Below are 26,277 nucleotides of genomic sequence, written 5' to 3'. Positions count from 1 at the left end.
TGGAGTGTTGACAACGCTAAAGCCGGGGCCCTTTTTGGCCGTTCCTTCGCAAGAAGGAGCCACGTTGCCCGGTAGCTCAGTGGCAGAGCAGGTGACTGTTAATCACTTGGTCGCTGGTTCGATCCCAGCCCGGGCAGCCATTTTAAGCCAGACACTTCCGGTGTTTGGCTTCTTTGTTTTTTGCGCCCATCAAGGCGCGATCGCCTCAGAGCTTCAGGCTCTTCACCTCGATCAGGCCGTCGAGCATCAGCACGACGGACTGCACCATCGGGCAGGGCGGGCAGGAGAAGCGCACGCGGTCGCGCACGTAGGCGATGTCGTCCACGGATAGCGGGCGCATCTCGGCGTTAATGAGTTCGAGGAGGGCGTCGTCGCGCATGTCTTGGGGGCCGGCCGCGAGCTGGCGGAGGGCTTCCCGGACTTTGGGCGTGAGGTTGCGGCGCTTCATGGGCTTCAGGCGTGCGCGTAATGCGGCAGAATGTCTGCGGTGCGCAAGAAAACCTTCGCGCGGGCTTCGCGGCGCGACGCTCAGCGAGACGACGTGTGTGTGGTGCGGAGAGAGCCGAGCCGAATTTCGACCTCGTCGCCATGAGCGCTGCGAACGTCGACGCGGCCGCGGATCCGCTCGCACGGGTGGGGGAGTTGTAAAACAGGATTCGCGCCGCTCGCGAAAGTTTTGTTTGCTTCGCCGGGGTGCGGTCACTCAACTCTGACCTCTTTTCCACTACGCCTGCCTCCAATTCCGGAGTATCAGGGGGAACGAAAACCATGAAGAAATACCAACTCACCGTCACGACCCGCGAGGGCACCGGTCGCAGCGCCTCCCGCCGCCTCCGCAAGGCCGAGAAGATTCCGGCCATCCTCTACGGCAAGCACACGAAACCCGAGACTCTGTCGGTTAGCTCGACCGAGTTCGTCAAGCTCCTCAAGGACATCGCCGGCCGCGCCGCGCTGATCGAATTGAAGCGCGATGCCGGCGCCGCCGCTCTCTCCTTCCTCCAGGAAGTCCAGCGCGACCCGATCACCGACAAGTATCTCCACGTCGACCTTCAGGAAGTGAAGGAAAACGAGAAGATGGTCATCAACGTCGCGGTCGTTGTCGTGGGTGAAGCCTCGGGCGTGAAGAACGAAGGCGGCCTCCTCGACGTCGCCACCAAGCGCCTGAAGATCCGCTGCCTCCCGAAGGATCTGCCGTCGTTCATCGAAGTCGACGTCACGCCGCTCAAGCTGAACGAGTCGATCCACGTTTCCGAAATCAAGACGGTCGCCGGCGTCGAGTTCCTCGACAACCCGAACCAAGCCGTCGTCCTCTGCGTTGAGCCGCAGGAAGAAGTCGCTGCCACTGTCGCCGCTGCCACGCCCGCCGAGGGTGCTGCCGCTCCGGCCGCTGGCGCCGCTGCTCCCGCCGCTGGCGATGCTGCCGCTGCTCCCGCTGCGGGCGCCGCTGCCGCCAAGCCCGGCGATGCCAAAGCCGCCGCCGCCGCTCCTGCCAAGGACGCGAAGGCCGCCGCTCCTGCCGCCAAGAAGTAATCGTTTTCCCGCGGTGCGCCGCCAACTCGGCGCACCGCGTTGCAGCACGTTCTTTGATCCATGTCCGTCACGCTCCTCGCTGGACTGGGCAACCCCGGCGCGAAATACGCCGCCACGCGACACAACCTTGGTTTCATGGTTGTCGATGCGCTGGCCGCGGCCGAAGGGCTCTCGTGGAAACACGAGGCACGCTTCGAGGCCGATATCGCGCGCTGGAATGTCCGACCCGGTGAGACCCGCTGGCTGATCAAGCCGCAGACCTTCATGAACGAGAGTGGCCGCGCCCTGCGCAAGCTGCTCGATTTTCATAAGCTCCCGGCCGAATCGCTCGCGGTGGCCTACGATGAAATCAACATCGAGATCGGCCGCGTGAAACTCTCGGTCGACGGCTCCGCCGGCGGCCACAACGGCATCGCCAGCCTGCTCGGGCACGTCGGCAACGGATTCATCCGTTACCGCCTCGGCATCGGCAGCAGCGAGCGCCCGGTCGGCATGGACATCGCGGATTACGTGCTCGGAAAATTCTCCCTCTCAGAACAAACAATCATCGATCAAAACCTGAAAACGTTCGTCGAAGGCGCCCGCCTGCTCTTCACCAGCAGCCCCGCCGAAGCGATGAACCGCCTCAATCGCAGAACCCGCCATGAACAAGCGTAACTACAAAGCCACTTTCATCCTCGATAATCGCGGCAAGGAAGACTCCGTCGACCAGATCATCGAAGGCGTGAAGAAGGAAATCGTCGCCGTCCAGGGCGACGTCACCAACGTCGAACAGCTCGGCCGCCGCGACTTCGCGCGCAAGACCGACGCGAAGTTCCCCGCCGGTGTCTACGTCTCCATCAGCTTCTCGGCCCCCGCCGGCGCCAGCGCCGCGCTTCAGGAGCGCCTCCGCCTCAACGACAGCGTCTATCGCACGCTCGTCCAGAACGCCTAAACGCCCAACGCGCCCCGCGCCTCCGCCCCATGGCCAATCTCAACAAAGTCATGCTCATCGGCAACCTGACGCGCGACCCGGAACTCCGAGTCACGCCGAAGGGCACCGCCATCTGCACCTTCTCGCTCGCCGTGAACCGCAAGTTCAAGGACGAGAGCGGTGGCGAACGTGAGGAAGTGACCTACGTTGACATCGAAGCCTGGGGCAAGGCCGGCGAGAACATCTCCAAATACTGCACCAAGGGTCGCCCGCTCTTCGTCGAAGGCCGTCTGCGCCTCGACCAGTGGGAAGACAAGAACACGAAGGAAAAACGCAGCCGCATGAAGGTCGTCTGCGAAAACTTCCAGTTCCTCGGTTCCGGTGGCGGTCGCGGCGAAGGCGGCGGCGGTGAGGGCGGCGAAGGCCGCACCTACAGCGCCCCCGCTCCCCGCGCCAGCGCCCCGAGCCGCCCGGCTCCGGCCGCGCAGGAGAATCTCGACGAAGACGTGCCGTTCTGATCCGCGGCGCGCGTTAACTTACACAAAAACAAAATAACTCAGTCCGACAATGGCTCACAACGAAGTGCTCCTCCTCAAACCGGTCGACGGCCTTGGCGCCGAAGGCGACCAGGTCCGCGTCCGCGCCGGCTATGCGCGTAATTTCCTCCTGCCGCAGGGCATCGCGGTTCCGCTCACGGTTTCCAACCGCAAGCAGATCGAAGCCCTCAAGAAGGCCCGCGGCATCCGCGAAGCCAAGGAACTCAACGGCGCGCAGGAACTCGCCGAGAAACTCAAGAAGGCCAACATCGCCATCGCCGTGAAGACGGGCGAGGGCGGCAAGCTGTTCGGCGCCGTCACCGGTAACGATCTCCACGACAAACTCGTGGCGGCCGGCATCGAGGTCGAGAAGCGCCGCATCCACCTCGGCCAGCCGGTCAAGACCCTCGGCAAGCACGAGGTCACGATCAAGCTGCACGCCGAAGTCTCGGTGGAAATCTCCTTCGAGGTCGTCTCCGAGAACCCGATCATCCCGGTCGCGACCGAGGCCGCACCCGCGGGCGACAAGTTCGACCGTCCCCGCCGCGAGCGCAAGGAGCGCGCCTAAGCGCACCGCGCAAAACGACCGTCAGGTCCGTTCCCATTCTGCCGAAGCCGCGACGCAAGTCGCGGCTTCTTGCTTTGCGAAGGTGGGTGTCGCCTCCGCGGCGTCGCTCTCGCGGTTGCTGCGACATTGGCGAATGCCAGATTGGCCGCACACCACCGAGAGCCGAGCGCCCGCAAGGCGTGCTTGCGAATGACTTGTGGGCAAAATTTCTGACTCGGGGATTGCTCGGATGCCTTTGCGTCACAACAACCATGCGTTCCATGGTGCAGCCGACTCCCGACAACCCCGACCGCCCTGCTTCGCGCCGCCGTGCCTTCCGCGATGGCGGGGATGCGACCGGCCTGCCGCAGTCGGCGGTTTCGCGCGAAATGCCGTGGAGCGAGGAAGCCGAACAGCACGTCATCGCGTGCTGCTTGCTCGATGGCAGCGACACGATCGCACGCTGCATGGAGGCACGTGTCGGGGCCGAGTGTTTCTTTTCCGCCGCGAATCGCCTGATCTTCGAGGTCATCGTCGACCTCTATCAGAAGAGCCCGCCGGTCACGCTTGAGATGCTCGCGGAGGAGTTGAAGACCCGCCGCCACCTCGAGGCCATCGGCGGTTTCCCGTATCTCATGCAGATCACGGGGAAGATCCCCACGACGGCGCACGCCGGCTACTTCATCGAGAAGGTTCGTGAGAAGCACCTGTTGCGCGAGTTGATCAAGGCCGCCACGGGTGCGGTCGAGCAGTGCTACAGCTTCACCGGCGGACTCGAGGAGTTCATCGACAAGGTCGAGCAGGAGGTTTTCAAGGTCACGCAGGACCGCGTCAGCGACAGCGCCGCGGAAATCAAGGAGGCGATGAAGGACGCCAACACCGTCATCGCGAAGCTCCTCATGAAGAAGGGCGAGCTGACGGGCGTCTCGTCGGGATTCAAGGACCTCGATCAGATGACATTCGGCTTCCAGAAGCAGGAAATGATCATCATCGCGGCGCGCCCTTCGATGGGTAAGACGTCGTTCGCGCTGAACATCGCCGAGGCCGCCGCCATGCCGAAGAAGGGCGACCCGGCGCCGGTGTTGATCTTCTCGCTCGAAATGAGCGCGGCCCAGCTCGCGCTGCGTATGCTCTGCGCCCGCGCTCGCGTGAACCTGAAGCTCCTGCGCGACGGCCTCGTCGCGCGTGACGGCGCCGAGGTCAACGCCCTCGGCCGCACGGCCGAGGAGTTCAAGAAGGCCCCCATCCTCATCGACGATTCCTCCAGTATCACGGTCATGGAGATGCGCGCGAAGGCCCGCCGCATCTACGCCCGCAAGAAACTCGGCATGATCATCGTCGATTACCTCCAGCTGGTGAACGGCACCGATCCGCGTGCACCCCGCGAACAGCAGGTGGCCGAAGTTTCCCGCAATTTAAAGGCCATGGCGAAGGAACTGGACCTACCGGTAATTGTCCTGAGTCAGCTCAACCGCGCTTCCGAGAAGGAGAATCGCACGCCCCGCTTGTCGGACTTGCGTGAATCCGGCTCGATTGAGCAAGACGCCGACGTGGTCCTCATGTTGTCCCGCCCCAAGGATGCCGACGAGAAATTCCAGACTGCCGCCAACGCGGCAGACTTAATCGTTGCCAAGCAACGTAACGGCCCGGTAGGTGATTTGAAATTAACTTTCCTCCAAGAAATTACGCGCTTTGAAAACTTCACTCCGTAACCCGCTTCGGCGGGTTCTTGCTCTCTTTGTTTTGGTTCTGGCCGGGGTGACCGGCGCGTTCGCCCAAACGGCGCCTCGCAGCGGTGCGTCCGCCCAGGAGCAGGCCCCGCAAGGCCCCGTCTACAAGATCGGAGCGATCTCCGTGAAGTTCGTCGGCGTTGCCAACGTCTCCGAGCAGATCGTCCGCGCGAACATGTCCCTGCGCGAGCAGAGCGATCTCGACGAGACGCTCATCGACCGCGACATCCGTTCGCTCTACCGCACTGGCCTCTTCGAGTTCATCGAGGTCAAGCGCGAGCAACTCCCCGGCAACATCGTGAACCTCGTCGTCGAAGTGACGCCGAAGTTCCGCGTCCTCGCCGTGAAGTTCGAGGGCAACTCCTACTACAAGGAGCGCCGCCTCAAGAAGGAGATCAAAACCGTCCCGAACGGCGCCCTCGACGAGCGCCAGGTGAAGGACGACTCCGAGAAGGTCTACGAATTCTACCAGAAGGCCGGTTTCAACCAGGCCCAGATCAACTACACCATCGATCGCAACCGCAGCACGGGCTTCGGCACCGTCACCTTCAAGGTCCGCGAAGGCGCCAAGGTGAAAATTTCCGACATCAAGTTCGTCGGTAACGACCACATCAAGGCCCGCCGCCTCCGTAAAGAGATGGAGACATCCAAGTGGCACCCGTTCTCGTGGCTCACGGGCGGCGGCCGCTTCAAAGACGACGACTTCGACGAGGACCTGAACAAGCTCCGCGACTACTATCGCGAGCAAGGCTACCTCGACGTCGAAATCGCCGAGGACAAAGTCACCTTCGATTACCCGACCCCGAGCAAACTCGTCATCACCATCCGCGTGAACGAGGGCCGCCAATACCGCGTCGGCGACATCACCTTTACCGGAAACAAGATTCACCCGTCGCGCCTGCTCGGCCTCGTCGTCCGCCAGCGCAAAGGCACGCTCTTCGTCCCGTCCAAGCTCGATAAGGACGTCGAGAACCTCGAGGATTTCTACGGCCGTTCCGGCCACCTCGACACCCGCGTGCGCCTGAACCGCAAGCCCAACCTCCAGACCGGCAACATCGACATCGAATACGCGATCACCGAGTCCGAGAAGTTCCAGGTCGAGTCGATCAACATCGAGGGCAACTCCAAGACCAAGAGCATCGTCATCCTCCGCGAACTCGTGCTCGGCCCCGGCGACGTCTTCGACTCGGTGCGCATGAAGATCTCGAAGATCCGCCTCGAGAACACGCGCTTCTTCGAGGACGTGAACGTCACGCCCGAGTCCACGAACATCCCCGGCCGCCGCAACCTCCGTGTCGCCGTCCACGAGGCTCGCACGGGCAACCTGACTTTCGGCGCCGGCTTCAGCTCGCTCGAGAAGGCCGTCATCTTCGCCGAAGTCACGCAGTCGAACTTCGACCTGTTTAACCGCAAGAGCTTCTTCCAAGGCGACGGCCAGAAATTCCGCCTCCGCCTTCAGCTCGGCTCGCAGTCGTCGGAAATCGTCCTCGCCTTCGAAGAGCCCTGGCTCTTCGAGCGCGAACTCGCCTTCGGCTTCCAGCTCGCGCGCACGACCTCCGACTACCAGTCGGCCTACTACGAGGAAATCCGCACCTTCGGCCAACTCTACCTCCGCAAGCGCCTCTTCGGCCTCGTCGAAGGCACCGCCACCTACAGCTACGAAATCGTCGACATCGCCAACGTCGATCCGAGTGCGCCGGCCATTTTCCAGGCGCTCGCCGGCAAGACGACGATCTCGAAGGTCGGCTTCTCACTCCTTCGCGACACCCGCGACAAGATCATCAACACCACGCGCGGCAACCGCATGGAGTTGATCACCGAAGTCGCGGGCGGACCCTTCGGCGGCGACACTGACTACTACCGCCTCGAGTTCCGCGGCGCGCAGTTCTACCCGGTCTTCGAATTCCAGGAACAGGTCCTCGGCCTGCTCGCCCGTGGCGGCATCGTCGAAAACTACGGCCGCAGCACCAGCGTGCCGTTCTTCGACCAATACTTCCTCGGCGGCCCGCAAACACTGCGCGGCTTCGAATACCGCGAAGTCGGCCCCAAGAACAGCGTCGGTGAGCCGCTCGGCGGCAAGTCCTACGGCTTCGTCTCGGCCGAATACTCCTTCGACGTCGTGAAGCCCATCCGCTTCGCCATCTTCTACGACGGTGGCTTCGTGAATCGCGACGCCTACGACTTCTCGCCCGCCGACTGGAACGACAACTTCGGCTTCGGTCTCCGCCTCTTCGTGGCCGGCGCCCCGCTCAGCCTCGACTTCGGTATTCCGCTCACCGGCGACAAATACAACAAGAAGGGCAGTCAGTTTAATTTCAACTTCGGCACCCGCTTCTAAACCCACCTAGTCTGATCCCAATGCACAAAGCTATCCGCTCCCTCCTCGCCTGTGCCGGCCTCTTCGCCGGCGTCGCCTCCCTGCAGGCGCAGGCGCTCCTCAAGGTCGTCGTCGTCGACATGGCCAAGGTCTACGACACCCACTACAAGACCGAGGAAGCCAACGCCAAGTTCAACGACGCTGCCCAGCGCGCCCAAGAACAGCTCGAGAAGCTGAACCAGGACCTCCAGAAGAAGGTCGAGGACTACAAGGCGCTCGTCGAGCAGAGCAAGAGCCCGCTCGCCAACGACCAAGCCCGCGCCAAGGCCAACGAGGACGCGCAGCGTGCGATGCAGGACATCCAGAACCTGCAGAACGAAGCCCAGAACTTCCGCAACAACACCCAGCGTTCCCTCCAGCAGCGCGCCAAGAATCACCGCGACCTCATCATGGACGAAATCATGAAGGTCGTGAACGACATCTCCCGCGCCAAGGGCGCCTCGCTCGTCCTCGACAAGTCCGGCCCGAGCATCCTCGGCATTCCGGTCGTCCTCTACAGCGATCCGAGCTACGACATCACCGACGAAGTTGTGAAGGAAGTGAACAAGGACCGCCCGGCTCCCGCTGCCGCCGCCGCGCCCGCCACCACCGGCACCGCTGCTCCCGCTGCGACCACTCCGGCCGCGACCAACGCCGGCGGCTTCACCGTCCCGAACGTCACGCCGCAGCCGAAGAAGCCGTAAGCACGGCTGCGTCGCTTCTCGCCCTTCGGATTCTCGAGGCCGGTCGCAAGACCGGCCTTTGCTTTTGGCGGACAGTTGCCACGGATTCCAACTGGCCAAGTTCACGCGAGCCGCGCGGCTCCTCCTTCCTTGCCCTGAATGCGAGAACCGGACTTCCTTGCTCGCATGCAGGTCGCCTACACGCCGGAGGAAATCGCCGCGATCGTCTCGCCCCAGCGCACTTCCGGCCAAACTTCCCAGCAAATCCGCGACATCGCCTCGCTGAAATCCGCCCAGCCCGGCGATCTGTCCTTTCTCGGCAATCCCAAGTATCGCGCCGAAGTCGCCGCCACGCGCGCCTCACTTGTGCTCGTGCCGCTCGACTACGCCGGCGAGCCCCAAGCCGACCAGATTTTCTTCTTCGTCGAGAAACCTTCCGTCGCCCTCGCGCGCCTCTGCGCCCGCATCGAGCAATCGCTCTGGCCCAAGCCGGCTCCGGGCATCCATCCAAGCGCCGTGATCGCGTCGACCGCGAAGGTTTCGCCGCAAGCGACGATCGGTCCCCTTTGCGTCGTCGAAGACGGCGCCACCGTCGGTGCAGGCAGCTTTCTCCAAGCCTCGGTGTTCGTCGGACGTAACGCGAGCGTCGGCGAGAACTGCTGGGTGCAGCCCGGCTGCATGATTTCGGGCGGTTGCGAACTCAAGAACCGCGTCCGTCTTCAGCCCGGCGTCGTGATCGGCTCGGACGGCTTCGGCTACGAATTCGTCAACGGTCGTCACGAAAAAGTCCCGCAGATCGGCATCGTGATCGTCGAAGACGACGTCGAGATCGGCGCTAACTCCACTCTCGATCGCGCGCGTTTCAGCCGCACCGTGGTGGGCGAGGGGACGAAGATCGATAACCTCGTGCAGGTCGGCCACAACGTCATCATCGGCAAGCACTGCATCCTCTGCGCGCAGGTCGGCATCTCCGGCAGCACGACGCTCGAGGACTACGTCGTGCTCGGCGGGCAGGCGGGCGTCGGTGGCCACATCACGCTCGGCAAAGGCACCAAGGCCGGTGGCCAGACCGGCATTGCGTTCGACACCGAGCCGGGCAGTTACCTCAACGGCACACCGGCGATCCCCTACATGACGGAGCGCCGTCTCCAAGTTTTGCATCAGAAACTCCCCGAATTGTTCAAGCGGGTTGAAAATCTGGAGCAGCGACCGAAATAGACTTCCGCCCTCGGGAGGAAATCCCTTGGCTCCCGCGCACACATGAAGGACACGCGGCTGAAAATCTTCTCCGGTTCATCCAACCGCCCGCTTGCAGAGGAAATCTGCAAGTCCATCGGCGTCCCGCTCGGCGAGGCGACCGTGACTTGCTTCCCCGACGGCGAGTCTTTCGTGAAGATCAACGAGAACGTCCGCGGTGCGGACGTCTACATCATCCAGTCGACCTGCCCGCCGACGAACCATCACCTGATGGAGCTGTTGATCATGATCGACGCCGCGAAGCGCGCCTCCGCCGCGCGCATCACGGCCGTCATCCCGTTCTACGGTTACGCTCGCCAGGACCGCAAAGACCAGCCGCGCGTCCCGATCACCGCCAAGCTCGTCGCCAATCTCCTCGTCGCCGCCGGCGCCACACGCGCGCTCACCATGGACCTGCATTCGCAGCAGATCCAGGGCTTCTTCGACGTGCCGGTCGATCACCTGTTCGCGTCTCCCGTTTTCTTCCAATACCTCGCGACCAAACGCACCCCGAATCTCGTCGTCTGCTCGCCCGACGTTGGCGGCATGAAGATGGCCGCCGCCTACGCCGACGCGCTCGGCGCCTCCATCGCGCTCGTCGCGAAGAAGCGCATTAACGCCACCACCGTCGCCGCGACGAACATCGTCGGCGAAGTCGCCGGCTGCGACATTCTGCTCGTTGACGACATCACCGAAACCGCCGGCACCATCACCGCCGCGGCGAAAATCCTCCGCGAGCACGGCGCCAAGAGCGTGCGCGCCGCCATCAGCCACTGCGTCCTCGGCGAGACGGCCTACAAGCGCCTCGGCGAAGGCCTGCTCGACGAACTGATCACGACCAACTCCGTGCCGATCGACCCGCGCGGCCTGCCCATCACGGTCCTCAGCGTCGCGCCGTTGCTGGGCGAGGCGATCGTCCGCATCAACAGCAACGAATCCGTCACGAGCCTTTTCAAAATCAAGGGCTTCTGAGGTCGGTTGCGGAACGGGCGGAGCCGGCTAGTGTCGGACTCCGCTCCCCATACTTTCCATGAAAGCCAAAGTGTTCGTTCTTTCGTTGTGCGTCGGCCTCGCGGCCGGCCTCCTCACCCTTAACGCTCAAACCAAGCCCGCCACGGCGAAAGGCGCCAAAGCGTCCGCCGCGAAGTCGGAGCTGAAGCACCCCGACCTCAAGCTCGACGCCACGCCGGTCGGCGAAGGCAAGGCGCCCGTCCTGACGAGCTATGCCGACGTGCTGACCGATGTTCGCCCGGCCGTTGTCTCCGTCTATTCGAGCAAGATCGTGCGCCAGCGCGTGCCTGAGTTTTATCGCCAGCTCTTCGGCAACATCCCCGATCGCGAGCAGAAGCTCAGCGGCCTCGGCTCTGGCGTCATCATTTCGCCCGACGGCTACATTCTCACCAACAACCACGTCGTCGAGGACGCGGATGAGTTGAAGGTCGCACTCTCCGACGACCGCGAGCTGCCCGCCAAGCTCATCGGCACCGACCCGAAGACCGACGTTGCCGTGATCAAGGTTGACGCCGACAAGCTCCCCTTCGTCACCATCGCCGACAGCGACCGCCTGCGCGTCGGTGACGTCGTGTTCGCCATCGGCAATCCGCTCGGCATCGGCCAGACGGTCACGATGGGCATCGTTTCCGCGACCGGCCGCAAGAACGTCAACCTTCTCACCGATCGCGAGCCCGACGCCTACGAGGATTTCATCCAGACCGACGCCGCCATCAACATGGGCAACTCCGGCGGCGCGCTCGTCGACGCCAAGGGCCGCCTCGTCGGCGTCAACTCCGGCATCGCCACCAACAACCGCGGCAACATCGGCATCGGCTTCGCCATCCCGATCAACCTCGCGCGTTCGGTCATGACCAGCCTCATCGAAACCGGCACCGTCGTGCGCGGCTACCTCGGCGTCTCGAGCGAAACGCTCACGGCCGAAGTCGCCGAATCGCTCGGCCTCCCGCGCGAGACGCGCGGCGTCGTCATCACCGACCTCAGCCCGAAGGACGGCCCCGCCGCCAAGGCCGGCCTCAAGCGCGAGGATATTGTCACTGCCGTCAACGGCCGCGCCATCGCCTCGCGCGACGACTTGCGCCTTACTATCGCGCAGACGATGCCTGGCACTAAGGTGCGCATCGATTACCTCCGCGACGGCAAAGCGCAAAACGCCGAAGTCACGCTCGGCAAGCTCGAGGATGCCGCTGCCGACGGTGAATTTCTCACCGGCGTCGTGGTTCAGCAGATCACCAATGACCTTCGCAGCGAACTCCGCATCCCCAACGAAGTCGAAGGCCTCGTCATCACCGACATCGCTCCGACCTCGCCCTTCGGTGATGTCTTCCCCGTCGGCGCCGTGATCGAGCAGATCAACCGCGTGCCCGTCGCCGATGTCGCGTCCGCCAAGCGCGCTCTGCGCGAAGGCCGCAACCTCGCGCTCATCTACTACCGCGGCAACTACCGCTACGTCGGCTTCGTGCAGCGCTGAGCGCGCGAATTTCCGCACCGAAAAAGACGAAGGCGCGCCGACCGGCGCGCCTTTTTTTCGGTTGGTCGTCAGCGTTCCCACTGCCGACGTCTCTGCCGTGGAGGGCGCGCTTCCCGGCGCGCCGCGACCATTTCCTGCTGACGGAACGCGAAAAAGCGCGGCAGTAGCCGCGTCCTCCAAAACTGGCGCGGCGTGGCGTCGAGCCGAGGGGCTCAGCTCCCCGGTTTGCTCGCAGGAATCGCCGCAAGCTCCGGCGGGAGCTTGTCCGCTTCGTAGGTCGGGAAACTCAACTCGAGCAGCGAAATCGTCGGCACGCTGAACTTCGCCTTGCCCTCGCTGCGGTCGACGAGCACCGCGACCGCGACGGCCTGGCCGCCGGCCTTGGCGATGATGTCGAGGCACTCCTGCACGCGACCACCGCGGGTGATGACGTCTTCGACGACGAGGATTTTCTCGCCCGGCGCGAGGGTGAAGCCGCGGCGCATCACGAGCACGTTGTTTTCCTTCTCGGCGAAGATGAAGCGGCTCTTGAACTGCCGCGCGACTTCCTGACCGATGACGAGTCCGCCCATCGCGGGCGCGAGCACGGTGGTGAACTGCACGCCGGCGAGCCGGTCCTTCAGCAACGCGCCGAGCCGCTCGACCTCGGGCATGTATTGGCATACTTGGGCGCACTGGAAGAAGTGTCCGCTGTGCAGACCGGAGCGGAGCACGAAGTGGCCTTGGAGGAGCGCGCGGGTGCGTTTGAAGATGTCGATGACTTCAGCCTGGACGTCCATGGGGCCGGAAACGTGTGGCAATCGTTGGCGAAATGGAATTCATTTCTGGTCAACTTCGCATGGACTCGACCGTCGCACCTCCGCTGGAAGACGAGCTGGGTGACGTCCTGGAAAAGGCCGCCCGCCACGCGGCGATGACGTATGAGGCGGTCGCAAAGGCGGCCAACGTCGAGCTGATGAGAATTCACGACGCGGTCGATTACCGGCCGGACTTGAAGCCCGCAGAAATTGGTCGGCTGGCCCGCGTGCTGAACTTGAACGAAGTCGGTCTCTGCGCGCTCGCGCAGGGAGCGTATCCGCGTCCGGAGATCGGCGGGTTGCCGTTCTGTCTGTTCCCGCTGCGCATGCCGTTCGGTGTCGGCGTGGCGAACGCCTACGTCCTGTCGCAGGGCGGCGACACGGGGATTCTTTTCGACACCGGCGCGAGCGGACCCGAACTGCGCCGCGCGTGGCCGGCTCGGATCAAGAAGCTCGCGGCGGTTTTCGTGACGCACTACGAGGCCGAGCACATCGGCGGGCTCGAGGAAGTAATGGCGGAGTTTGGGCTCAATCATTTCTACGGTCCGCCGACAGGACGCTGGCCGCGGTGCCTCGGGCTGGGGGAGGGGCAGACGGTGGAAGTGGGCGGCTTCACGATCCGCGCGCTGCTGACGCCGGGACACGCCGCCGAGCACAATTGCTACGTCGTGGCATGCACGGCGCGGCCGACGCGCGAGGAGTTGGTGATTTCGGGCGATCTGATTTTCGCCGGGTCGCTGGGCGGCGGGTATTTCTGCTGCCAGCGGCAATTGAAACACGCGCGGCGCGTGCTCGAGGCGCTGCCGGCGGAGGCGTTGATCGCGCCGGGCCACGGTCCGATTTCGACGGTGGCGAACGAGCGGCGGTTCAATCCGTTTCTCGGTTGAGCGGCTGCCTCGCGGCGCGCTCGACAGCGCGGGGACGACGCGGTCCAATCGTGGCGCGATGAAAAAGATCAAGGTCGCGCAGTTCGGCCTCGGGCCGATCGGGTTGGAGTCGTTGAAACTCGCCGCGCAGCAGCCGTGGCTCGAAATCGTCGGCGCAGTCGATATCGATCCCGCCAAGGTCGGGCGCTCACTCACGGAGGTGACGGGGCTCGGCCAGCTGGATGGTTTGCGCGTCGTGCGGGACTTGGACGAATTGTTCCGCGAGACGCCACCGGAGGTGATCCTGCACACGGCTTCCTCAAACGCCGCCGTGACGCTCGCGCAGATGCGGCCGGCGCTGGAGTTCGGCGTGAGTGTGGCATCGACGTGCGAGCAGCTGATTTTCCCGGCGTTGAAGGCGCCCGACTTGACGAAGGAATTCGACGCATTGTGCCGTCACACGGGAGCGCGCGTGGTCGCGACGGGAGTCAATCCGGGATTCGTGATGGATGTGTTGCCGATCGCGCTGACCGGCGTGAGCCGGAGCGTGGAGAGCATTTTCGTGGAGCGCGTGGTCGATGCGTCGACGCGCCGGCAACCGTTGCAGGCGAAGATCGGCAGCGGTCAGGAGGCGGACGAATTTCGCGCCAAGCTTCAGTCGGGCAGGGCAGGGCACGCGGGCTTGTTGGAGTCCGCTGCCCTCGTCGCGCACGCGATGGGATGGGAGCTCGACAGTCTCGCGGAAGAGGGCGAGCCGGTGATCGCCGAGCGGGAAATCGTGACGCCGTTTTTCAAGGTGCCGCCGGGCAAAGTGTGCGGCATCCGCCAGCGCGCTGTGGGTGTGAGCGGAGGCGTCGAGCGTGTGGTGTTGGATATCGCGATGTTTCTCGGCGCACCCGAACCCCACGATCGCATCGTGGTGAACGGACGCCCGCCGCTCGACGTGATCGTGCGACGAGGAGTCGCGGGTGATGACGCGACCGTGGCGGCGCTCGTCAACTCGGTGCCGCGATTGCTGGCGGCGGCTCCGGGTGTGAGACTGGCGACAGATTTGGCGTTGCCGAAGTGGGCGGGGAATTCGTGAGACTTGTTGCGAAAATTAGCCGCGTTATCCTGTAGGAATTTCCCATGTTTCATAGGGGAATGGTGTTGACACCACATGCTCGTTCCCAAGGTTTGCCCTTCTGATTTTCTGGCTTCCTAGCTCAATGGTAGAGCAGCTGACTCTTAATCAGTAGGTTCGGGGTTCGAGTCCCCGGGGAGCCACCAAATTTGTTGTTTGAAGTCCCTAAGTCTCAGTGCGCAGCGCGCCTTGCCGGCGTAGCTCAACGGTAGAGCACCTGTTTTGTAAACAGGCGGTTGCGGGTTCGAATCCCATCGCCGGCTCCACTTTTGAATCTCGACTCCGGCAAGCCCACCCCACGCCGCTCGCACGATCACTTGCCACTGCCTGGTGGTGTAATGGTAGCACAGCAGATTCTGACTCTGCTTGTCTAGGTTCGAGTCCTAGCCGGGCAGCCAGCAACACAACCGATGCGCGACTCCTCGCAATCGCTGAAAAAGAAAGCGCATTGACAGGGTAAAGTGATTCCCAAACTTTTTGGCTCTCGCCCGCACACACCTCTTGCCCCGTAGTTTCAACCCTTTCCCCGATACGCGCCCGGCCTGCAACAAAGGCGGTCGCTCGGCGTCTAACCCCACCCCGCGGGGCGTAGCGTAACGACGCTCACCAGATTTCCACCCAGACAAACTTCATCCCGGAAAATCTAATCCCTAAATCGCACTATGATCACTGCACACCTGCCCTTGGCGTTCCTGATGAACCAGACTCCGATGGAGCTGTTCAAGCACGGCGGCCCCATCATGTGGCCCATTCTGCTCGTGTCGTTCCTCCTCATCACGGTCGCCGTCGAGCGCATCATCTTCATCATCCGTGAAGCGACCCGCCGCCAGCCCGAGGTCGTCGAGAAGATGCTCGAGAAGGTGGAGACCCGTGATGTCGACGGCGCCGTCGAGCTCGGCAAGAAGAGCCAGGACTACGTCGCTCGCATTCTCGTCTACGCGCTGACGCACAAGGAGCACTCCCTCGGCAACGCCTTCACCCGCGCCGCCAACCAGGAGCTCCAGCGCTTCTCGCAAGGTCTCCCGACCCTCGACACCTGCATCACCGCCGCCCCGCTGCTCGGTCTTCTCGGCACGGTGACGGGCATGATGAACACCTTCGGCGCCCTCTCCGGCGGCGACATCGCTTCGGCGGCCGGCCAGATCACCGGTGGTGTGGCCGAGGCGCTCATCGCCACAGCTTGCGGTCTCGCGGTCGCCATCACGGGCCTGCTCCCCTACAACTATCTCAACGCCCGTCTGGAAGAAGCCCGTCACGAAGTCGAAGACGCCTCCAACTCGCTCGAGATCATCATCAACAAGTCCGAGAGTGTGAACCGCTAACCGCGGGTCACCTCATCGGTAACCCTCGACTCACCCAGTCATGCACGGCGGTGGTGGTGGCACAGGCCCCGGCGGCACCAAGAAGGCGCGCATTGAGATCATCCCTCTCATTGACGTCATCTTCTTCCTGCTCGCGACGTTCGTCCTGTTCACCCTTTCCCTCAACAAATCCAACGGCCTGAACGTTCAGCTGCCGGTGGCTTACGGCGATCCGCGCGACCCCGCCGGCTCCGTCACGATCTCTGTGACCGACGAAGGCACGCTCGCGTGGAACAAGGACCTCGTCACCCTCGACGAGTTTCTCCAACGACTCCAGCAATTCAAGGCATCGGACCCCGAAGGCCGCATCCTCATCAATGGTGACGAGCGCGCGTTCTTCGCTCAGGCGATCTACGTCTTCGATGAAGCCCGCAAGGCCGGCTTCACGAAGGTGTATGTCGAAGTTCGAGCCCGTTGATCTAAGAAAACGACGCGTCGCGCGTCATCCGTTAAGCATCCTCACTCATGCAAGGCACCAAAATCAAAGTCGCGAAGCTCAAGAAGGCGCGCATTGAGATCATCCCTCTCATTGACGTCATCTTCTTTCTCCTCGCGACCTTCGTGCTCTTCACGCTCTCGCTGAACCGCATCAATTCCGTCCCCGTCGATTTGCCCGCCGGTGTTCCGCAGAACACCTCCAAGTCGGAGGAGCCGACGACCATTCAGGTCTCCGAAGCCGGCAACATCTTCTGGAATCGTGAGCTGATCGATATGCAGGAGCTGCCCGCGCGTATCGCGCACTACAAGTCGCAGACGGAGGATCCGAAGATCCTCATCGCCGGCGACGAGAAGGCCCGCTTCGGCGCGACCGTTCAGGTGCTCGACGAAATCCGCAAGGCCGGCATCCAAAAATTCTCGGTCGAAACCCGCACCCGCCCCACCGGCAAGTAATCCATGCGTAGAGATCTCATCATCGGCCTCGTCGTCTCGATCGCGCTCCACGCGACGTTCCTCTACGGCTTCAACACCAAGGCCAGACCGAAGGCCAAAGCCGCTGAGGAGAAGACCGAACTCATTCAGATGGAGATGCCCGTCATCGAACCCGAGAAGGAGGAAACGGTGGAAGAACTCTCCGAAGAGGCTCCCACCAACCAGCTCGCCCCGCCGAGCCTCGCGGATGTTCCCTCCGTGTCCGTGACCGCCTTCACTCAACCCCTGCAGCCGCCGCCCCCTCCGGGCCTCACCGCCGCGAAGGGCGCGATCTCGATCCCGGTCGTCAAGCCTGGCACCAAGCTCGGTGCCGGCATGAAGGACCTGTTCGACGTCGCCAACCTCGACCAAGTTCCGGTCGCTCGCGTGCAAGTCGCGCCGAATTATCCGTTCGAAATGCGCCGCGCCGGCATCACTGGCACGGTCACGCTGGAGTTCATCGTCTCCTCGTCCGGCGACGTCGTCGCCTGCCAGGTGGTGAAATCCAGCCAGCGCGAGTTCGAGCAACCCGCCATGCAGGCCGTCTCGAAGTGGAAATTCAAGCCCGGCAAGAAGGGCGGCCGCGCGGTCAACACGCGTTGCCAAATCGATATTCCGTTCACTCTCTCCGAGGACTCCTAAGCCATGTCTTCCCTCCTTTCCCGCTTCTCCGCTCGCGCGCTCGCGGCCTTGGCCGTGACGCTGCTGACCGGCAGCGCGTTCGCCCAGGCTGAGAAGCCCTACAACCTTTCCGAGCCCGTCAGCGAGTTCCTAGGCGGACCCTACAAGACCGCCGCGGAGGCCAAGAATTACGATGCGGTCCTGACCGGCGTCGATGCCCAGATGGCAAAGCTCAAGGATCCCGGCAGTTTCGACGCCGCGGTGCTCCTGCAGATCAAGGCTCAAACCCTCCTGCAAAAGACGGACTACAGCGCCGCCATTCCGCCGCTCGAACAGGCGCTCCAGCTCTCCGAGGCGCACACGCCGAATTACTTCGAGGAGCGCACGACGCTCGAGTTCCTCTACTTCCTCGCGCAGCTCTACTACCAGGAAGCCACGACGAGCAAGAACCCCGCGGTTATCGGCGGCTACTTCGAGAAGGCTGACATTTACATGGGCCGCTGGATGAAGCTGAACAAGAAGCCGAATCCCGACGCGCTGCTCTTCTACGCGTCCCTGCTCTTCAATCGCGCCGCGCAGGACACCGAGCATCCCGACATCGAGGCCGTCAAGAAGGCTCTCGATATCGTCGACAAAGCCATGCGCATGTCGACCCGCCCGAAGGACAACCTCTACCTGCTCAAGCTCGTCTGCCTCCAGCACCTCAATCGCAACGCCGAAGCCACCGAATTGCTAGAGCTGCTCGTCAAGCAACACCCGGACAACCGCAATTACTGGCAACAGCTCGCCGCCCTCTATCTTGGGCAGCAGCAGGACATTCGCGCCATCCTCTCGTTCGAACGCGCTCAGGCCAACGGCTTCATGAATGCGCCGAAGGACAACTTCAATCTCGTCGGCATTCACTTCAATATCGGCCAATACGAACGCGCCGCCGAGCTCCTCGAAAAGGGACTCCACAGCGGCACGATCGATAACGACCAGAAGAACTGGGAGCTCCTCGCGTATTCCTACCAGCAGCTCAATCGTGACCTCAAGGCGATCGATACGCTCAAGGAAGCCTCCAAGGCGTTCCCGAAAGCCAACGGTCAGCTCGAATACCTCATCGCCCAGAACTACTACGCGATGGAGAAGCTGGATGATGCGCTCCCGTTCCTCCAGGCCTCCGTGAAGAAGGGTGGCGGAAACAAGCCGCACTCCACCTACCTGTTCCTCGCGTTCATCGCCTACGAGCTGAAGAAATTCGACATCGCGCTCGACGCAGCCGAGCGCGCGATCGCGACGCCTGAAGGCAAAGCCGAAGGCACCCGCATGAAACAGGCGATCCAAGACCTCATCAAGGAACGCGAAGCCAAAGCCGCGAAAGCTCTCTAACCCCTTAATCGAAACATGAACAAGATCTACATCCTGGTCCCCCTGCTTGGATTGCTCGCCTTCGGCGGCATCTACTGGAACTTCACCAAGGAATACGAGGCGAAGCAGGTCGCCGTTAGGCAGAAGATCGAGGCGGACCGAAAGGAAAAGGCCAAGAAGGACATCCTCGCGCGCGAAGCCGCGATCAAGACCGCCATCGAGGCGACCGAGAAGCGCAAAAAGGAGCGCGAGGAGAAGGAGCGCGTCGACGAGGCCAAGAAGAAAGCCCGTCTCGAGGCCGAAGACCGCCGCCAGCGCGCGTTCGACGACCGTAAGCGCACCCGCGACCAACTCGAGCGCCTCAAGAAGGACGTCGAAGGCGTCAAGGCCGAGGTCGCCAAACTCGAGGAAGAGAAAAAGAAGAACTCCGATGAGCAGGCCTTCCTTCGCACCTACGTGAAGCAAGCCGAAGCCAACGTGAAGTATTACTACGACCTCCTCGACAAACTCGCCGCTGCCGAGGCCGCCAAGGCCGCCGCCGAAGCCGCCGCGAAAGCCCAGAAGAGCTAACCCACTTCGTTCGCACACCCACCATGAACAAGTTTTACATCATCGTTCCCGTCGTGCTGCTCGGCGTGTTCCTGTTTTTCTATAACGGGGCGCTGAAAGAAATGGACGCGAAGGAAGCCGTCAAAAAAGAAGAGATCGCCAAGGTGAAGGCCGCCGACGACGCGCGCCGCGCCGATATCGAAAAGAAGGCCGCCGCTGACGCCAAGAAGCGTCAGGACGAGCGTGACGCCGAGGATCGCGCGAAGGAGCAGAAGAAGATCAAGGAATACGAGGACGCGATGCGTCAGCTGAAGGACGAGGCCGACAAGTATCTCGCCGAAGCCGACAAGAACCAGAAGGACGCCAACGCCCTCGAGCTTCAGCTCAACGACCTTCGCTCTCTCAAAGAGAAGACCAATCGCGAAGCCTTCGAACTCGCGAAGCAGGTCGAACTCGCCAAGATCGCGCGCCGCAACGCGGAGCTCGAAATCCAGCGCATGGTCGACATGGTCGCGACCAAGATCGGTGCCAGCTCGTTCGCGGCGATGCCGCCTCCGCCGGCTCCGCCGAAGAACTGATCTCCCTCGAGAGAATCCCTTTCAGCCGCGTCGTGAGACGCGGCTTTTTTCTTTTCCTGCGCACGACGTGTGTCGCGACAAGATTCTGCTTGCTTCGCCTTCACGCAGGCGACTGATTAACCGCTCTCTTCCGCTGTCGGGGCGTAGCTTAGCCTGGTAGAGCGCTACGTTCGGGACGTAGAGGTCGTGAGTTCGAATCTCACCGCCCCGACCATTCTGAAAAAAGCCGCTTTCTCCTCCGAGAGGCGGCTTTTTCGTTGGAGCGCAACAAATACCTCTATTCCTCGCTCACCTGCCGTTGGAGCAAGGATACGTTCGCCGTCTTAAGGATCGAATACGTCCGCGAGGACCGTCCCGCGGACGACGGTTTCGCGATCCCGCTCCTGAACGTTGCGCTGCTCCCGCCGATCAAAGTCATCTATAGGCCCGGTTGCGTGGCGCACTCACAAGGTGAGTTCCGCGTCGATTCGAGCGAGCAACTTCCGGTTTCGAGTGACGCTCACTCCCTGCGCGCGGGCCTTACCTGAAATTATTTTCAGACGGGCTTCAGCTTCCCTTAAAAATCGGCGACTACCTTCGCGGCGCACTTTCGGGCCTTTCCGCCCGATCACCGCAAGCCCGCTTGAACTTTTCGGCCGCTCACCCCACGCGCCGTGCCTCGCTCGTTGCCGGTCTTCACCTTTGCCCGCCGCTCCTACTCGCGCAGACGGCGGGGCATTTCTCGGCAACCGGCGGTGATTCTGAAAACATCGTCCATTTCGAGGCCCACAAGGTCACCACGACGATCGGCCGCTACACCGACGACGCCACGCCGGTCGCGCAGGTCGACCTGCCGTTCAGCGTGCGGGTGCGGAGCCGTGCCTTCCCCGACGATATGCGCTCCTCGCCCCTCGCGGATGCCTTCCGCTACGTCGTCGGCTTGAACGAGCAGGGCATGAACACCAACGCCATCACGCTGCGCGGCTTTTCCGCCGCAAGCTCCCGTCTGCGGAGCACCAAGGTCGACGGCCTCGCCGGCTCGCAGTCGCGCTTTGCCTCACCGCCGACCGTCAACGTCGAGCGTCTCGAAGTGATCGAGGGCTCGACCTCCATCCCATGCGGTCAGCCAAATCCCGGCGGCTTGCTCAACACCGTCTGGAAAAGCCCGCTCGCTCACGCGCAGACCACGCTCTCGGTTTTCGCCAGCACCTACTCCGGCCATACCAGCAGCGTCGGCGACGCCAACAGTCTTACCACTTCCTTCGGCTCCACCGGCCCGATCGACCGGGCCGGCCAGTGGCTCTATCGCATCCCCGCCAGCTGCGAGGACAGGACGTCGTTTCGCGACTACGCGGTGGCGCCGTGGCACGTTCCTTGCATTCGTCCTGCTTCATTTTCTTTGAATTGGGCCGAAGCGCACCAAAGCCTTTCCACGCCGACGGGCGAAACCCCTTTGCGTTCCCCTGCGCAATTCGCCCGGAGGTAACTAGCCAACCTATGAACACCGAAACGATGCGTCACAGCATACGCCGCGGAGCTTTGTCCGCGTTGTTCGCCCTCGGCACCCCCGCCGTCTGGGCTCAAGCCGTCCCGGCGGCTCCCAGCCACGATACCGTCAAACTCGACACCTTCACGGTGACGGGCTCCAACATCAAACGCGTCGATCAGGAGGCCGTTCTCCCGGTCACCGTCATCGACAAGGCGGCGATGGAAGCGCGCGATGCCACCACGCCCGTGCAGCTCCTCACCGCGCTGCCGCAGATCACCAACGTTCCGCTGAACGAGTCCACCTCGGGCGGCGCCAACACCCGCGGCGACAACGCGAACGTCAACCTGCGCGGCATCGGCTCGGGCAACACCCTCGTGCTCATTAACGGCCGCCGCGTCGCGCCGCACCCCGCGACTTCGCCGGATGCCGGCGCGCTTTCATTCTCGGTCAACGTCAACCAGCTGCCGACGCAGGGCGTCGATCGCATCGATGTTCTCCGCGACGGCGCCTCCTCCATCTACGGCTCCGATGCCGTGGCTGGCGTCATCAACTACGTCATGCGTCAGCAGTTCGACGGCACCGAGGCGCGCTTCCGCGCCACCGTGCCGGAGGAGGGGGGCGGCCAGACCTACTCGCTCTCCGTCTCGCACGGCGGCGATTTCGCAGGCGGCAAGGGGCGTTTCGTCAGCACCTTCGACTACCTCTGGCGCGAGTCGCTCTTTATGAGCGAACGCGATTACTCGGCGCGCGCCGACCACTACCTCGACGCCCCCGCGCCATTCAACATCGCGGGCTCCGCGTTCGACGGTCGCTCGACGACCAGCATCTGGCCGAGCTTCCGCCTCGGCGCGGCGGCCTCCTCCGGCACGACGAACTACTTCCGCCCGGTCAACGGCACGCCGACGCTCACGACCGTCGCCCCCACGCGCACCACGGCGCCGGAATACTACCTGAACGTGAACACGTATCAGAACCTCGGCCAGACCTGGAGCGAGCGCGTGAATTGGTTCAACTCGTTCGAATACGACCTCTCCGACCGCCTTGTCGCCTTCGCCGACATCTCGTTCTACCACGCCGACACGCGCCTCTTCCGCCAGCCGTTGCCGTTCAACGCTCCGAGCGCCGACCAGATCGCGACGATGAGCGCCGACAATCCCTACAACCCGTTCGGCTCGCGCTTCCGCAGCCCGACCGGCGCGCCCAACGCCGACGGCACCGCGCGCATCGTCGGCACGCCGACTGCGATCACTCTGCTCACGCACACGATCCAAGACGCCGGCCCCGAGCGGATCGACGTATCGTCCGGGCTCTACCGCATCGTCGCCGGCCTGCGCGGCCAGATGTTCACCGACTGGAACTGGGAGACCGCCGGCCTCTACACGCGCGCCTACGTCACCGACCTCTCCAACAACGCCGTGCGCGAATCGCTTTTCCGCGCCGCGCTCGGTCGCACCGACGCCACGGCCTACAATCCCTTCGGCTACACCTTCAAGGTCGAGGGCGGAGCCGTCGTCGCCGACAAAGCCTACACCAACCCGCAGTCCGTCATGGACACCTTCATCCGCAAGTGGTGGCGCAATGGCTTCTCGTCGATTGCCAGCGGAGATTTTCGCGCGGCCGGTCCGATGTTCTCGTATTGGGACAACACCGCCTCGCTCGCCGTCGGCGGTGAATTCCGCAAGGAGGAGTTCAAGGACCATCGTCCGCCCTACGCCGGCGTGAACCCCGCCGACTCCGGCCTCGACGTCAACGACAACGACTTCGTCCAGGCCTCACCCAAGCCCGACTCAGGCGGCGACCGCACCGTCTCCAGCGCCTACGCCGAGGTCGTGCTGCCGGTCGTCTCACCCAAGAAGAAACTCCCGCTGCTCTACTCGCTCGAGCTGACGAGCTCAGCGCGCTTCGAGCACTACTCGGACTTCGGCAACACCACTAAGCCCAAGTTCGGCCTGAACTGGAAACCGTTTCGCACCGTCATGGTCCGCGCCTCCTACAACGAGGGCTTCACTGCGCCGAACCTCCCCACGCTCTACGCGCCGAATCAGTTCACCGTCGACAGTCCGCCGGGACAGCCTGACCCCTACCGCAACCCGGTCACCGCCGAGGGCAGCTACGTCCAGCGCAACTACTCCACCGGCAACCCGAACCTCCTGCCCGTGACCTCGAAGGGCAAGAGTGTCGGTCTCGTCTTCGAAGCGCCCTACGTGAAGGGCCTGTCCTTTACCGTCGACTACTGGAAGATCGACCAGGCGAACGTCATCGGCTCGTTCTCCGCGTCGCAGATCCTCAACAGCGACGACGCCCTGCTCAACGCCTACGTCCAGTCCCAGCTCGCCGCCGGCAAGACGATCGACCAGATCGACCTCGGCTCGGGCACGGCCAACTACAAGGGCGACCCCGGCATCGCACGCTTCGCCGTCACCGCGACCGATATCGCCGCGTTTGCCGCCTTTAACGCCGGCAAGCCCGCCGCCCAGCAGCGCGCCGTCGTCGGCAAGATTCTCTCGCGCACCGCCGCCTACCAGAATCTCGCCAAGGGCACCGCCTCGGGCGTCGACTTCGGTTTCACCTACCAGATTCCGTGGACGGACTACGGGCGCTTCGCGCTCTCCAGCGAGTGGACCTATCTGATCGAGAGTTACCAGCAGCGCAACGTCGGCGCCAACGCCGCTCCGCTCTACATCGAACGCCTCAACGTCGACGGCACCACCCGCCTTCGCGGGAATGCCAACCTCACGTGGTCTCGCGGCCAGTGGCGCGCGGGCGTCAGCGGCTACTACATCGGCAAATACGCCGACAGCGGCGCGACCACCACGGCGACCAACTACACCAACCTCGGCGCGCCGGGCTACCTCTCGAAGCAATTCGACAGCGGTTCCTACCTCTACCGCTACGTCGTGGAGGATTCCACTTCCTTCAATACCTTCGTCAGCTACCGCATCCCGAAGACGAATCGGAAATGGCTGTCCGATGTCGGCCTCCGTCTCGGCGTCGTCAACTTCACGGACGTGAAGCCGCCGCTGACCTCGGGCGCCTTCGGCTTCTCGTCGTCGGTCTACGCCCACCTCTTCCCCGGCCGCACCTGGACCTTCGACGTGTCCAAGCGCTTCTAAGCCGTCTTCTCCCTCGCGCCCCGCTCCCGCCCGGAGTGGGGCGCGTTTCTTTCGGTTCCCCAAGGTCACACCATGAAATCCGCCCGCATTGTTTCGTTCGCCGCGGCTGCGCTGCTCGCGCTGCCCCTATCCGCCCAAACCACCAAGGCCGAGGTTGCCGCCGCGATCGACGCCCGCCACGCCACCTACGACGAACTCGCGCTCAAGATCTGGAGCTTCGCCGAGGTCGGCTACCAGGAGGTGAAGAGCTCCGCCGCCCTGCAGGAGCAGTTGAAGAAAGAGGGCTTCGCCGTCGAGGCCGGTGTCGCCGGCATCCCCACGGCGTTCGCCGCCAGCTTCGGCAACGGCGGCCCGGTGGTCGCCATCCTCGGTGAGTTCGACGCGTTGCCCGGTGTCTCCCAAGACGCTGTGCCCGAGCGCAAGGAGCGTCCCGGCGTCGGCGCCGGCCATGCCTGCGGTCACCATCTCTTCGGCACCGCGTCCGTTGCCGCCGCCATCGCCGTGAAGGACTGGCTCAAGGCCACTGGCACCCCGGGCACCGTCCGTTTCTACGGCACCCCGGCGGAGGAAGGCGGCTCGGGCAAGGTCTACTTCGTCCGCGCCGGGCTCTTCAAGGACGTCGATATCGTCCTCCACTGGCACGCCGGCGATCGCAACGCCGTGCGCCTCTCCAGTTCGCTCGCCAACAAGTCCGGCAAGTTTCGTTTCCACGGCGTCGCCTCGCACGCCGCCGCCGCGCCCGAGCGCGGCCGCTCGGCCCTCGATGGCGTCGAGGCAATGGACCACATGGTGAACATGCTCCGCGAGCACGTGCCGGATTCCACGCGCATCCACTACGTGATCACGCGCGGCGGCGAGGCGCCCAACGTAGTGCCCGCGTTCGCCGAGGTCTACTACTACGTCCGCAGTCCCAGCCGCGAAATCGTCGAGGACGTCTGGTCGCGCGTCGAGAACGCCGCCAAGGGCGCCGCGCTCGGCACCGGCACCACGGTCGACTGGGAGGTCATCGGTGGCGTTTACGAGCTGCTCCCCAACGAGGCGCTCGCCCGCGCCATGCACGCCAATCTCCTCACCGTCGGCGGCGTCGCCTACACCGAAGCCGAGAAGGATTTCGCCGCCAAGATCTCGCGCACGCTCTACGGCAAACCGGTCGCCGTCGAAACCGCCGCGCAGGTGCTGCCCTTCGATCCGAAATCCGCCAGCTCCGGCGGCGGCTCGACCGACGTGGGCGACGTGAGCTGGGCCGCGCCCACCGTCGGCCTCAACGCCGCCACGTGGGTCCCCGGCACGCCGGCGCACAGCTGGCAGGCCGTCGCCGCCGGCGGCATGACGATCGGCCTCAAGGGCATGATGGTCGCCGCCAAGACCATCGCGCTCACCGCCGTCGATCTCTACACGACGCCCGAGCTGATCGCGAAGGCCAAGGCGGAGTTCCAGCAGCGCCGCGGGCCCGATTTCAAATATTCGCCGCTCCTCGGCGACCGCGCGCCTCCGCTGAACTACCGCGAGTGACGCGTGGCGCGGTTTCC

26 protein-coding genes and 5 tRNA genes are annotated in these 26,277 nt (G+C 63.6%); 29 read left to right on the top strand and 2 right to left on the bottom strand.

The genetic code is table 11. The features are described from left to right. The first annotated feature begins 65 nt into the window (after positions 1 to 65). Positions 66 to 140, top strand: a tRNA-Asn gene (locus tag HZA32_18190). Between the two features lie 65 nt (positions 141 to 205). On the opposite strand, the gene HZA32_18185 is transcribed toward HZA32_18190, so the two are convergent. After that, positions 206 to 448 carry a hypothetical protein gene (locus tag HZA32_18185; protein ID MBI5426008.1) on the bottom strand — a complete coding sequence of 81 codons (243 nt, stop codon included), beginning with the start codon at positions 446 to 448 and terminating at the stop codon, positions 206 to 208. A gap of 320 nt (positions 449 to 768) precedes the next feature. Between HZA32_18185 and HZA32_18180 the strand changes: the two genes are divergently transcribed. The 11 genes from HZA32_18180 to HZA32_18130 all read left to right on the top strand — a co-directional run bounded on the left by HZA32_18180 (position 769) and on the right by HZA32_18130 (position 12,013). After that, entirely contained in the window at positions 769 to 1,530 is a 762-nt protein-coding gene (locus HZA32_18180) for a 50S ribosomal protein L25 (protein ID MBI5426007.1), read from the top strand. A 60-nt stretch (positions 1,531 to 1,590) separates the two neighbouring features. Then, positions 1,591 to 2,187, top strand: coding sequence for an aminoacyl-tRNA hydrolase (locus tag HZA32_18175; protein MBI5426006.1), 597 nt, complete (start codon positions 1,591 to 1,593; stop codon positions 2,185 to 2,187). Then, on the top strand, positions 2,174 to 2,464 hold the full coding sequence (gene rpsF, locus HZA32_18170; protein ID MBI5426005.1) for a 30S ribosomal protein S6: 291 nt from the start codon (positions 2,174 to 2,176) through the stop codon (positions 2,462 to 2,464). Before HZA32_18175 ends, rpsF begins: the two co-directional genes overlap by 14 nt. A 29-nt stretch (positions 2,465 to 2,493) precedes the next feature. Continuing rightward, complete coding sequence (locus HZA32_18165) at positions 2,494 to 2,961, top strand: single-stranded DNA-binding protein (GenBank protein ID MBI5426004.1); 468 nt, start codon at positions 2,494 to 2,496, stop codon at positions 2,959 to 2,961. A 49-nt stretch (positions 2,962 to 3,010) separates the two neighbouring features. Next, on the top strand, positions 3,011 to 3,547 hold the full coding sequence (locus HZA32_18160) for a 50S ribosomal protein L9 (GenBank protein MBI5426003.1): 537 nt from the start codon (positions 3,011 to 3,013) through the stop codon (positions 3,545 to 3,547). 251 nt (positions 3,548 to 3,798) lie between these two features. Beyond that, positions 3,799 to 5,238 carry a replicative DNA helicase gene (gene dnaB / locus HZA32_18155; GenBank protein MBI5426002.1) on the top strand — a complete coding sequence of 480 codons (1,440 nt, stop codon included), beginning with the start codon at positions 3,799 to 3,801 and terminating at the stop codon, positions 5,236 to 5,238. Between the two features lie 31 nt (positions 5,239 to 5,269). Further along, positions 5,270 to 7,594 carry an outer membrane protein assembly factor BamA gene (gene bamA / locus HZA32_18150; protein ID MBI5426001.1) on the top strand — a complete coding sequence of 775 codons (2,325 nt, stop codon included), beginning with the start codon at positions 5,270 to 5,272 and terminating at the stop codon, positions 7,592 to 7,594. Positions 7,595 to 7,614: 20 nt separating this feature from the next. Continuing rightward, complete coding sequence (locus HZA32_18145; GenBank protein MBI5426000.1) at positions 7,615 to 8,316, top strand: OmpH family outer membrane protein; 702 nt, start codon at positions 7,615 to 7,617, stop codon at positions 8,314 to 8,316. A 165-nt stretch (positions 8,317 to 8,481) separates the two neighbouring features. Continuing rightward, the gene (gene lpxD, locus HZA32_18140) at positions 8,482 to 9,513 is read left to right on the top strand and encodes a UDP-3-O-(3-hydroxymyristoyl)glucosamine N-acyltransferase (protein MBI5425999.1); all 1,032 of its coding nucleotides are present in this window, start codon (positions 8,482 to 8,484) and stop codon (positions 9,511 to 9,513) included. Between the two features lie 42 nt (positions 9,514 to 9,555). Continuing rightward, positions 9,556 to 10,503: a ribose-phosphate pyrophosphokinase gene (locus HZA32_18135; protein ID MBI5425998.1), complete on the top strand. Its 948-nt coding sequence runs from the start codon at positions 9,556 to 9,558 to the stop codon at positions 10,501 to 10,503. Positions 10,504 to 10,561: 58 nt separating this feature from the next. Next, positions 10,562 to 12,013 carry a Do family serine endopeptidase gene (locus HZA32_18130; protein MBI5425997.1) on the top strand — a complete coding sequence of 484 codons (1,452 nt, stop codon included), beginning with the start codon at positions 10,562 to 10,564 and terminating at the stop codon, positions 12,011 to 12,013. Between the two features lie 212 nt (positions 12,014 to 12,225). Here the strand turns inward: HZA32_18130 and HZA32_18125 are convergent, their stop codons facing one another. After that, positions 12,226 to 12,792 carry an orotate phosphoribosyltransferase gene (locus HZA32_18125; GenBank protein ID MBI5425996.1) on the bottom strand — a complete coding sequence of 189 codons (567 nt, stop codon included), beginning with the start codon at positions 12,790 to 12,792 and terminating at the stop codon, positions 12,226 to 12,228. 59 nt (positions 12,793 to 12,851) lie between these two features. Here HZA32_18125 and HZA32_18120 point away from each other — a divergent pair, with 59 nt between their 5' ends. The 17 genes from HZA32_18120 (at position 12,852) to HZA32_18040 (ending at position 26,260) form a co-directional block, all read left to right on the top strand. Next, positions 12,852 to 13,697: an MBL fold metallo-hydrolase gene (locus HZA32_18120; protein ID MBI5425995.1), complete on the top strand. Its 846-nt coding sequence runs from the start codon at positions 12,852 to 12,854 to the stop codon at positions 13,695 to 13,697. 58 nt (positions 13,698 to 13,755) lie between these two features. Then, a complete protein-coding gene (locus HZA32_18115; protein MBI5425994.1) occupies positions 13,756 to 14,760 on the top strand; it encodes a dihydrodipicolinate reductase in 1,005 nt (334 codons plus the stop codon). 110 nt (positions 14,761 to 14,870) lie between these two features. Beyond that, positions 14,871 to 14,945 (top strand) — tRNA-Lys (locus HZA32_18110). A 45-nt stretch (positions 14,946 to 14,990) separates the two neighbouring features. Continuing rightward, positions 14,991 to 15,065 (top strand) — tRNA-Thr (locus HZA32_18105). 58 nt (positions 15,066 to 15,123) lie between these two features. After that, positions 15,124 to 15,197: transfer RNA gene (locus HZA32_18100), tRNA-Gln, on the top strand. 264 nt (positions 15,198 to 15,461) lie between these two features. After that, a complete protein-coding gene (locus HZA32_18095) occupies positions 15,462 to 16,121 on the top strand; it encodes a MotA/TolQ/ExbB proton channel family protein (protein MBI5425993.1) in 660 nt (219 codons plus the stop codon). A 40-nt stretch (positions 16,122 to 16,161) separates the two neighbouring features. Continuing rightward, a complete protein-coding gene (locus tag HZA32_18090) occupies positions 16,162 to 16,578 on the top strand; it encodes a biopolymer transporter ExbD (protein ID MBI5425992.1) in 417 nt (138 codons plus the stop codon). A 47-nt stretch (positions 16,579 to 16,625) separates the two neighbouring features. Then, complete coding sequence (locus tag HZA32_18085; GenBank protein ID MBI5425991.1) at positions 16,626 to 17,051, top strand: biopolymer transporter ExbD; 426 nt, start codon at positions 16,626 to 16,628, stop codon at positions 17,049 to 17,051. A gap of 3 nt (positions 17,052 to 17,054) precedes the next feature. After that, positions 17,055 to 17,711 carry an energy transducer TonB gene (locus tag HZA32_18080; protein MBI5425990.1) on the top strand — a complete coding sequence of 219 codons (657 nt, stop codon included), beginning with the start codon at positions 17,055 to 17,057 and terminating at the stop codon, positions 17,709 to 17,711. A gap of 3 nt (positions 17,712 to 17,714) precedes the next feature. Continuing rightward, a complete protein-coding gene (locus tag HZA32_18075; GenBank protein MBI5425989.1) occupies positions 17,715 to 19,061 on the top strand; it encodes a hypothetical protein in 1,347 nt (448 codons plus the stop codon). A 15-nt stretch (positions 19,062 to 19,076) separates the two neighbouring features. Next, the gene (locus HZA32_18070; GenBank protein MBI5425988.1) at positions 19,077 to 19,610 is read left to right on the top strand and encodes a hypothetical protein; all 534 of its coding nucleotides are present in this window, start codon (positions 19,077 to 19,079) and stop codon (positions 19,608 to 19,610) included. Between the two features lie 23 nt (positions 19,611 to 19,633). Then, on the top strand, positions 19,634 to 20,167 hold the full coding sequence (locus tag HZA32_18065; protein ID MBI5425987.1) for a hypothetical protein: 534 nt from the start codon (positions 19,634 to 19,636) through the stop codon (positions 20,165 to 20,167). A 137-nt stretch (positions 20,168 to 20,304) separates the two neighbouring features. Then, a tRNA-Pro gene (locus HZA32_18060) sits at positions 20,305 to 20,381 on the top strand. 43 nt (positions 20,382 to 20,424) lie between these two features. Beyond that, a complete protein-coding gene (locus HZA32_18055) occupies positions 20,425 to 20,694 on the top strand; it encodes a hypothetical protein (GenBank protein ID MBI5425986.1) in 270 nt (89 codons plus the stop codon). A gap of 95 nt (positions 20,695 to 20,789) precedes the next feature. Next, the gene (locus HZA32_18050; protein ID MBI5425985.1) at positions 20,790 to 21,632 is read left to right on the top strand and encodes a TonB-dependent receptor plug domain-containing protein; all 843 of its coding nucleotides are present in this window, start codon (positions 20,790 to 20,792) and stop codon (positions 21,630 to 21,632) included. A 53-nt stretch (positions 21,633 to 21,685) separates the two neighbouring features. Next, a complete protein-coding gene (locus tag HZA32_18045) occupies positions 21,686 to 24,748 on the top strand; it encodes a TonB-dependent receptor (protein MBI5425984.1) in 3,063 nt (1,020 codons plus the stop codon). A 72-nt stretch (positions 24,749 to 24,820) separates the two neighbouring features. Then, the gene (locus HZA32_18040; protein MBI5425983.1) at positions 24,821 to 26,260 is read left to right on the top strand and encodes an amidohydrolase; all 1,440 of its coding nucleotides are present in this window, start codon (positions 24,821 to 24,823) and stop codon (positions 26,258 to 26,260) included. Positions 26,261 to 26,277 lie beyond the last annotated feature (17 nt).

It is taken from the genome of Opitutia bacterium, assembly GCA_016217545.1.
In the GTDB taxonomy this organism is placed as follows: domain Bacteria; phylum Verrucomicrobiota; class Verrucomicrobiia; order Opitutales; family Opitutaceae; genus Didemnitutus.
Note: the sequence above shows the minus strand (reverse complement) of the source record. Positions and strands in the feature narration are given on the sequence as shown.

Coding starts and splice junctions, on each gene's coding strand:
- HZA32_18185 (MBI5426008.1), bottom strand. CDS start 448: ATGAAGCGCCGCAACCTCACGCCCAAAGTCCGGGAAGCCCTCCGCCAG.
- HZA32_18180 (MBI5426007.1), top strand. CDS start 769: ATGAAGAAATACCAACTCACCGTCACGACCCGCGAGGGCACCGGTCGC.
- HZA32_18175 (MBI5426006.1), top strand. CDS start 1,591: ATGTCCGTCACGCTCCTCGCTGGACTGGGCAACCCCGGCGCGAAATAC.
- rpsF (MBI5426005.1), top strand. CDS start 2,174: ATGAACAAGCGTAACTACAAAGCCACTTTCATCCTCGATAATCGCGGC.
- HZA32_18165 (MBI5426004.1), top strand. CDS start 2,494: ATGGCCAATCTCAACAAAGTCATGCTCATCGGCAACCTGACGCGCGAC.
- HZA32_18160 (MBI5426003.1), top strand. CDS start 3,011: ATGGCTCACAACGAAGTGCTCCTCCTCAAACCGGTCGACGGCCTTGGC.
- dnaB (MBI5426002.1), top strand. CDS start 3,799: ATGCGTTCCATGGTGCAGCCGACTCCCGACAACCCCGACCGCCCTGCT.
- HZA32_18145 (MBI5426000.1), top strand. CDS start 7,615: ATGCACAAAGCTATCCGCTCCCTCCTCGCCTGTGCCGGCCTCTTCGCC.
- lpxD (MBI5425999.1), top strand. CDS start 8,482: ATGCAGGTCGCCTACACGCCGGAGGAAATCGCCGCGATCGTCTCGCCC.
- HZA32_18135 (MBI5425998.1), top strand. CDS start 9,556: ATGAAGGACACGCGGCTGAAAATCTTCTCCGGTTCATCCAACCGCCCG.
- HZA32_18130 (MBI5425997.1), top strand. CDS start 10,562: ATGAAAGCCAAAGTGTTCGTTCTTTCGTTGTGCGTCGGCCTCGCGGCC.
- HZA32_18125 (MBI5425996.1), bottom strand. CDS start 12,792: ATGGACGTCCAGGCTGAAGTCATCGACATCTTCAAACGCACCCGCGCG.
- HZA32_18120 (MBI5425995.1), top strand. CDS start 12,852: ATGGACTCGACCGTCGCACCTCCGCTGGAAGACGAGCTGGGTGACGTC.
- HZA32_18115 (MBI5425994.1), top strand. CDS start 13,756: ATGAAAAAGATCAAGGTCGCGCAGTTCGGCCTCGGGCCGATCGGGTTG.
- HZA32_18095 (MBI5425993.1), top strand. CDS start 15,462: ATGATCACTGCACACCTGCCCTTGGCGTTCCTGATGAACCAGACTCCG.
- HZA32_18090 (MBI5425992.1), top strand. CDS start 16,162: ATGCACGGCGGTGGTGGTGGCACAGGCCCCGGCGGCACCAAGAAGGCG.
- HZA32_18085 (MBI5425991.1), top strand. CDS start 16,626: ATGCAAGGCACCAAAATCAAAGTCGCGAAGCTCAAGAAGGCGCGCATT.
- HZA32_18080 (MBI5425990.1), top strand. CDS start 17,055: ATGCGTAGAGATCTCATCATCGGCCTCGTCGTCTCGATCGCGCTCCAC.
- HZA32_18075 (MBI5425989.1), top strand. CDS start 17,715: ATGTCTTCCCTCCTTTCCCGCTTCTCCGCTCGCGCGCTCGCGGCCTTG.
- HZA32_18070 (MBI5425988.1), top strand. CDS start 19,077: ATGAACAAGATCTACATCCTGGTCCCCCTGCTTGGATTGCTCGCCTTC.
- HZA32_18065 (MBI5425987.1), top strand. CDS start 19,634: ATGAACAAGTTTTACATCATCGTTCCCGTCGTGCTGCTCGGCGTGTTC.
- HZA32_18040 (MBI5425983.1), top strand. CDS start 24,821: ATGAAATCCGCCCGCATTGTTTCGTTCGCCGCGGCTGCGCTGCTCGCG.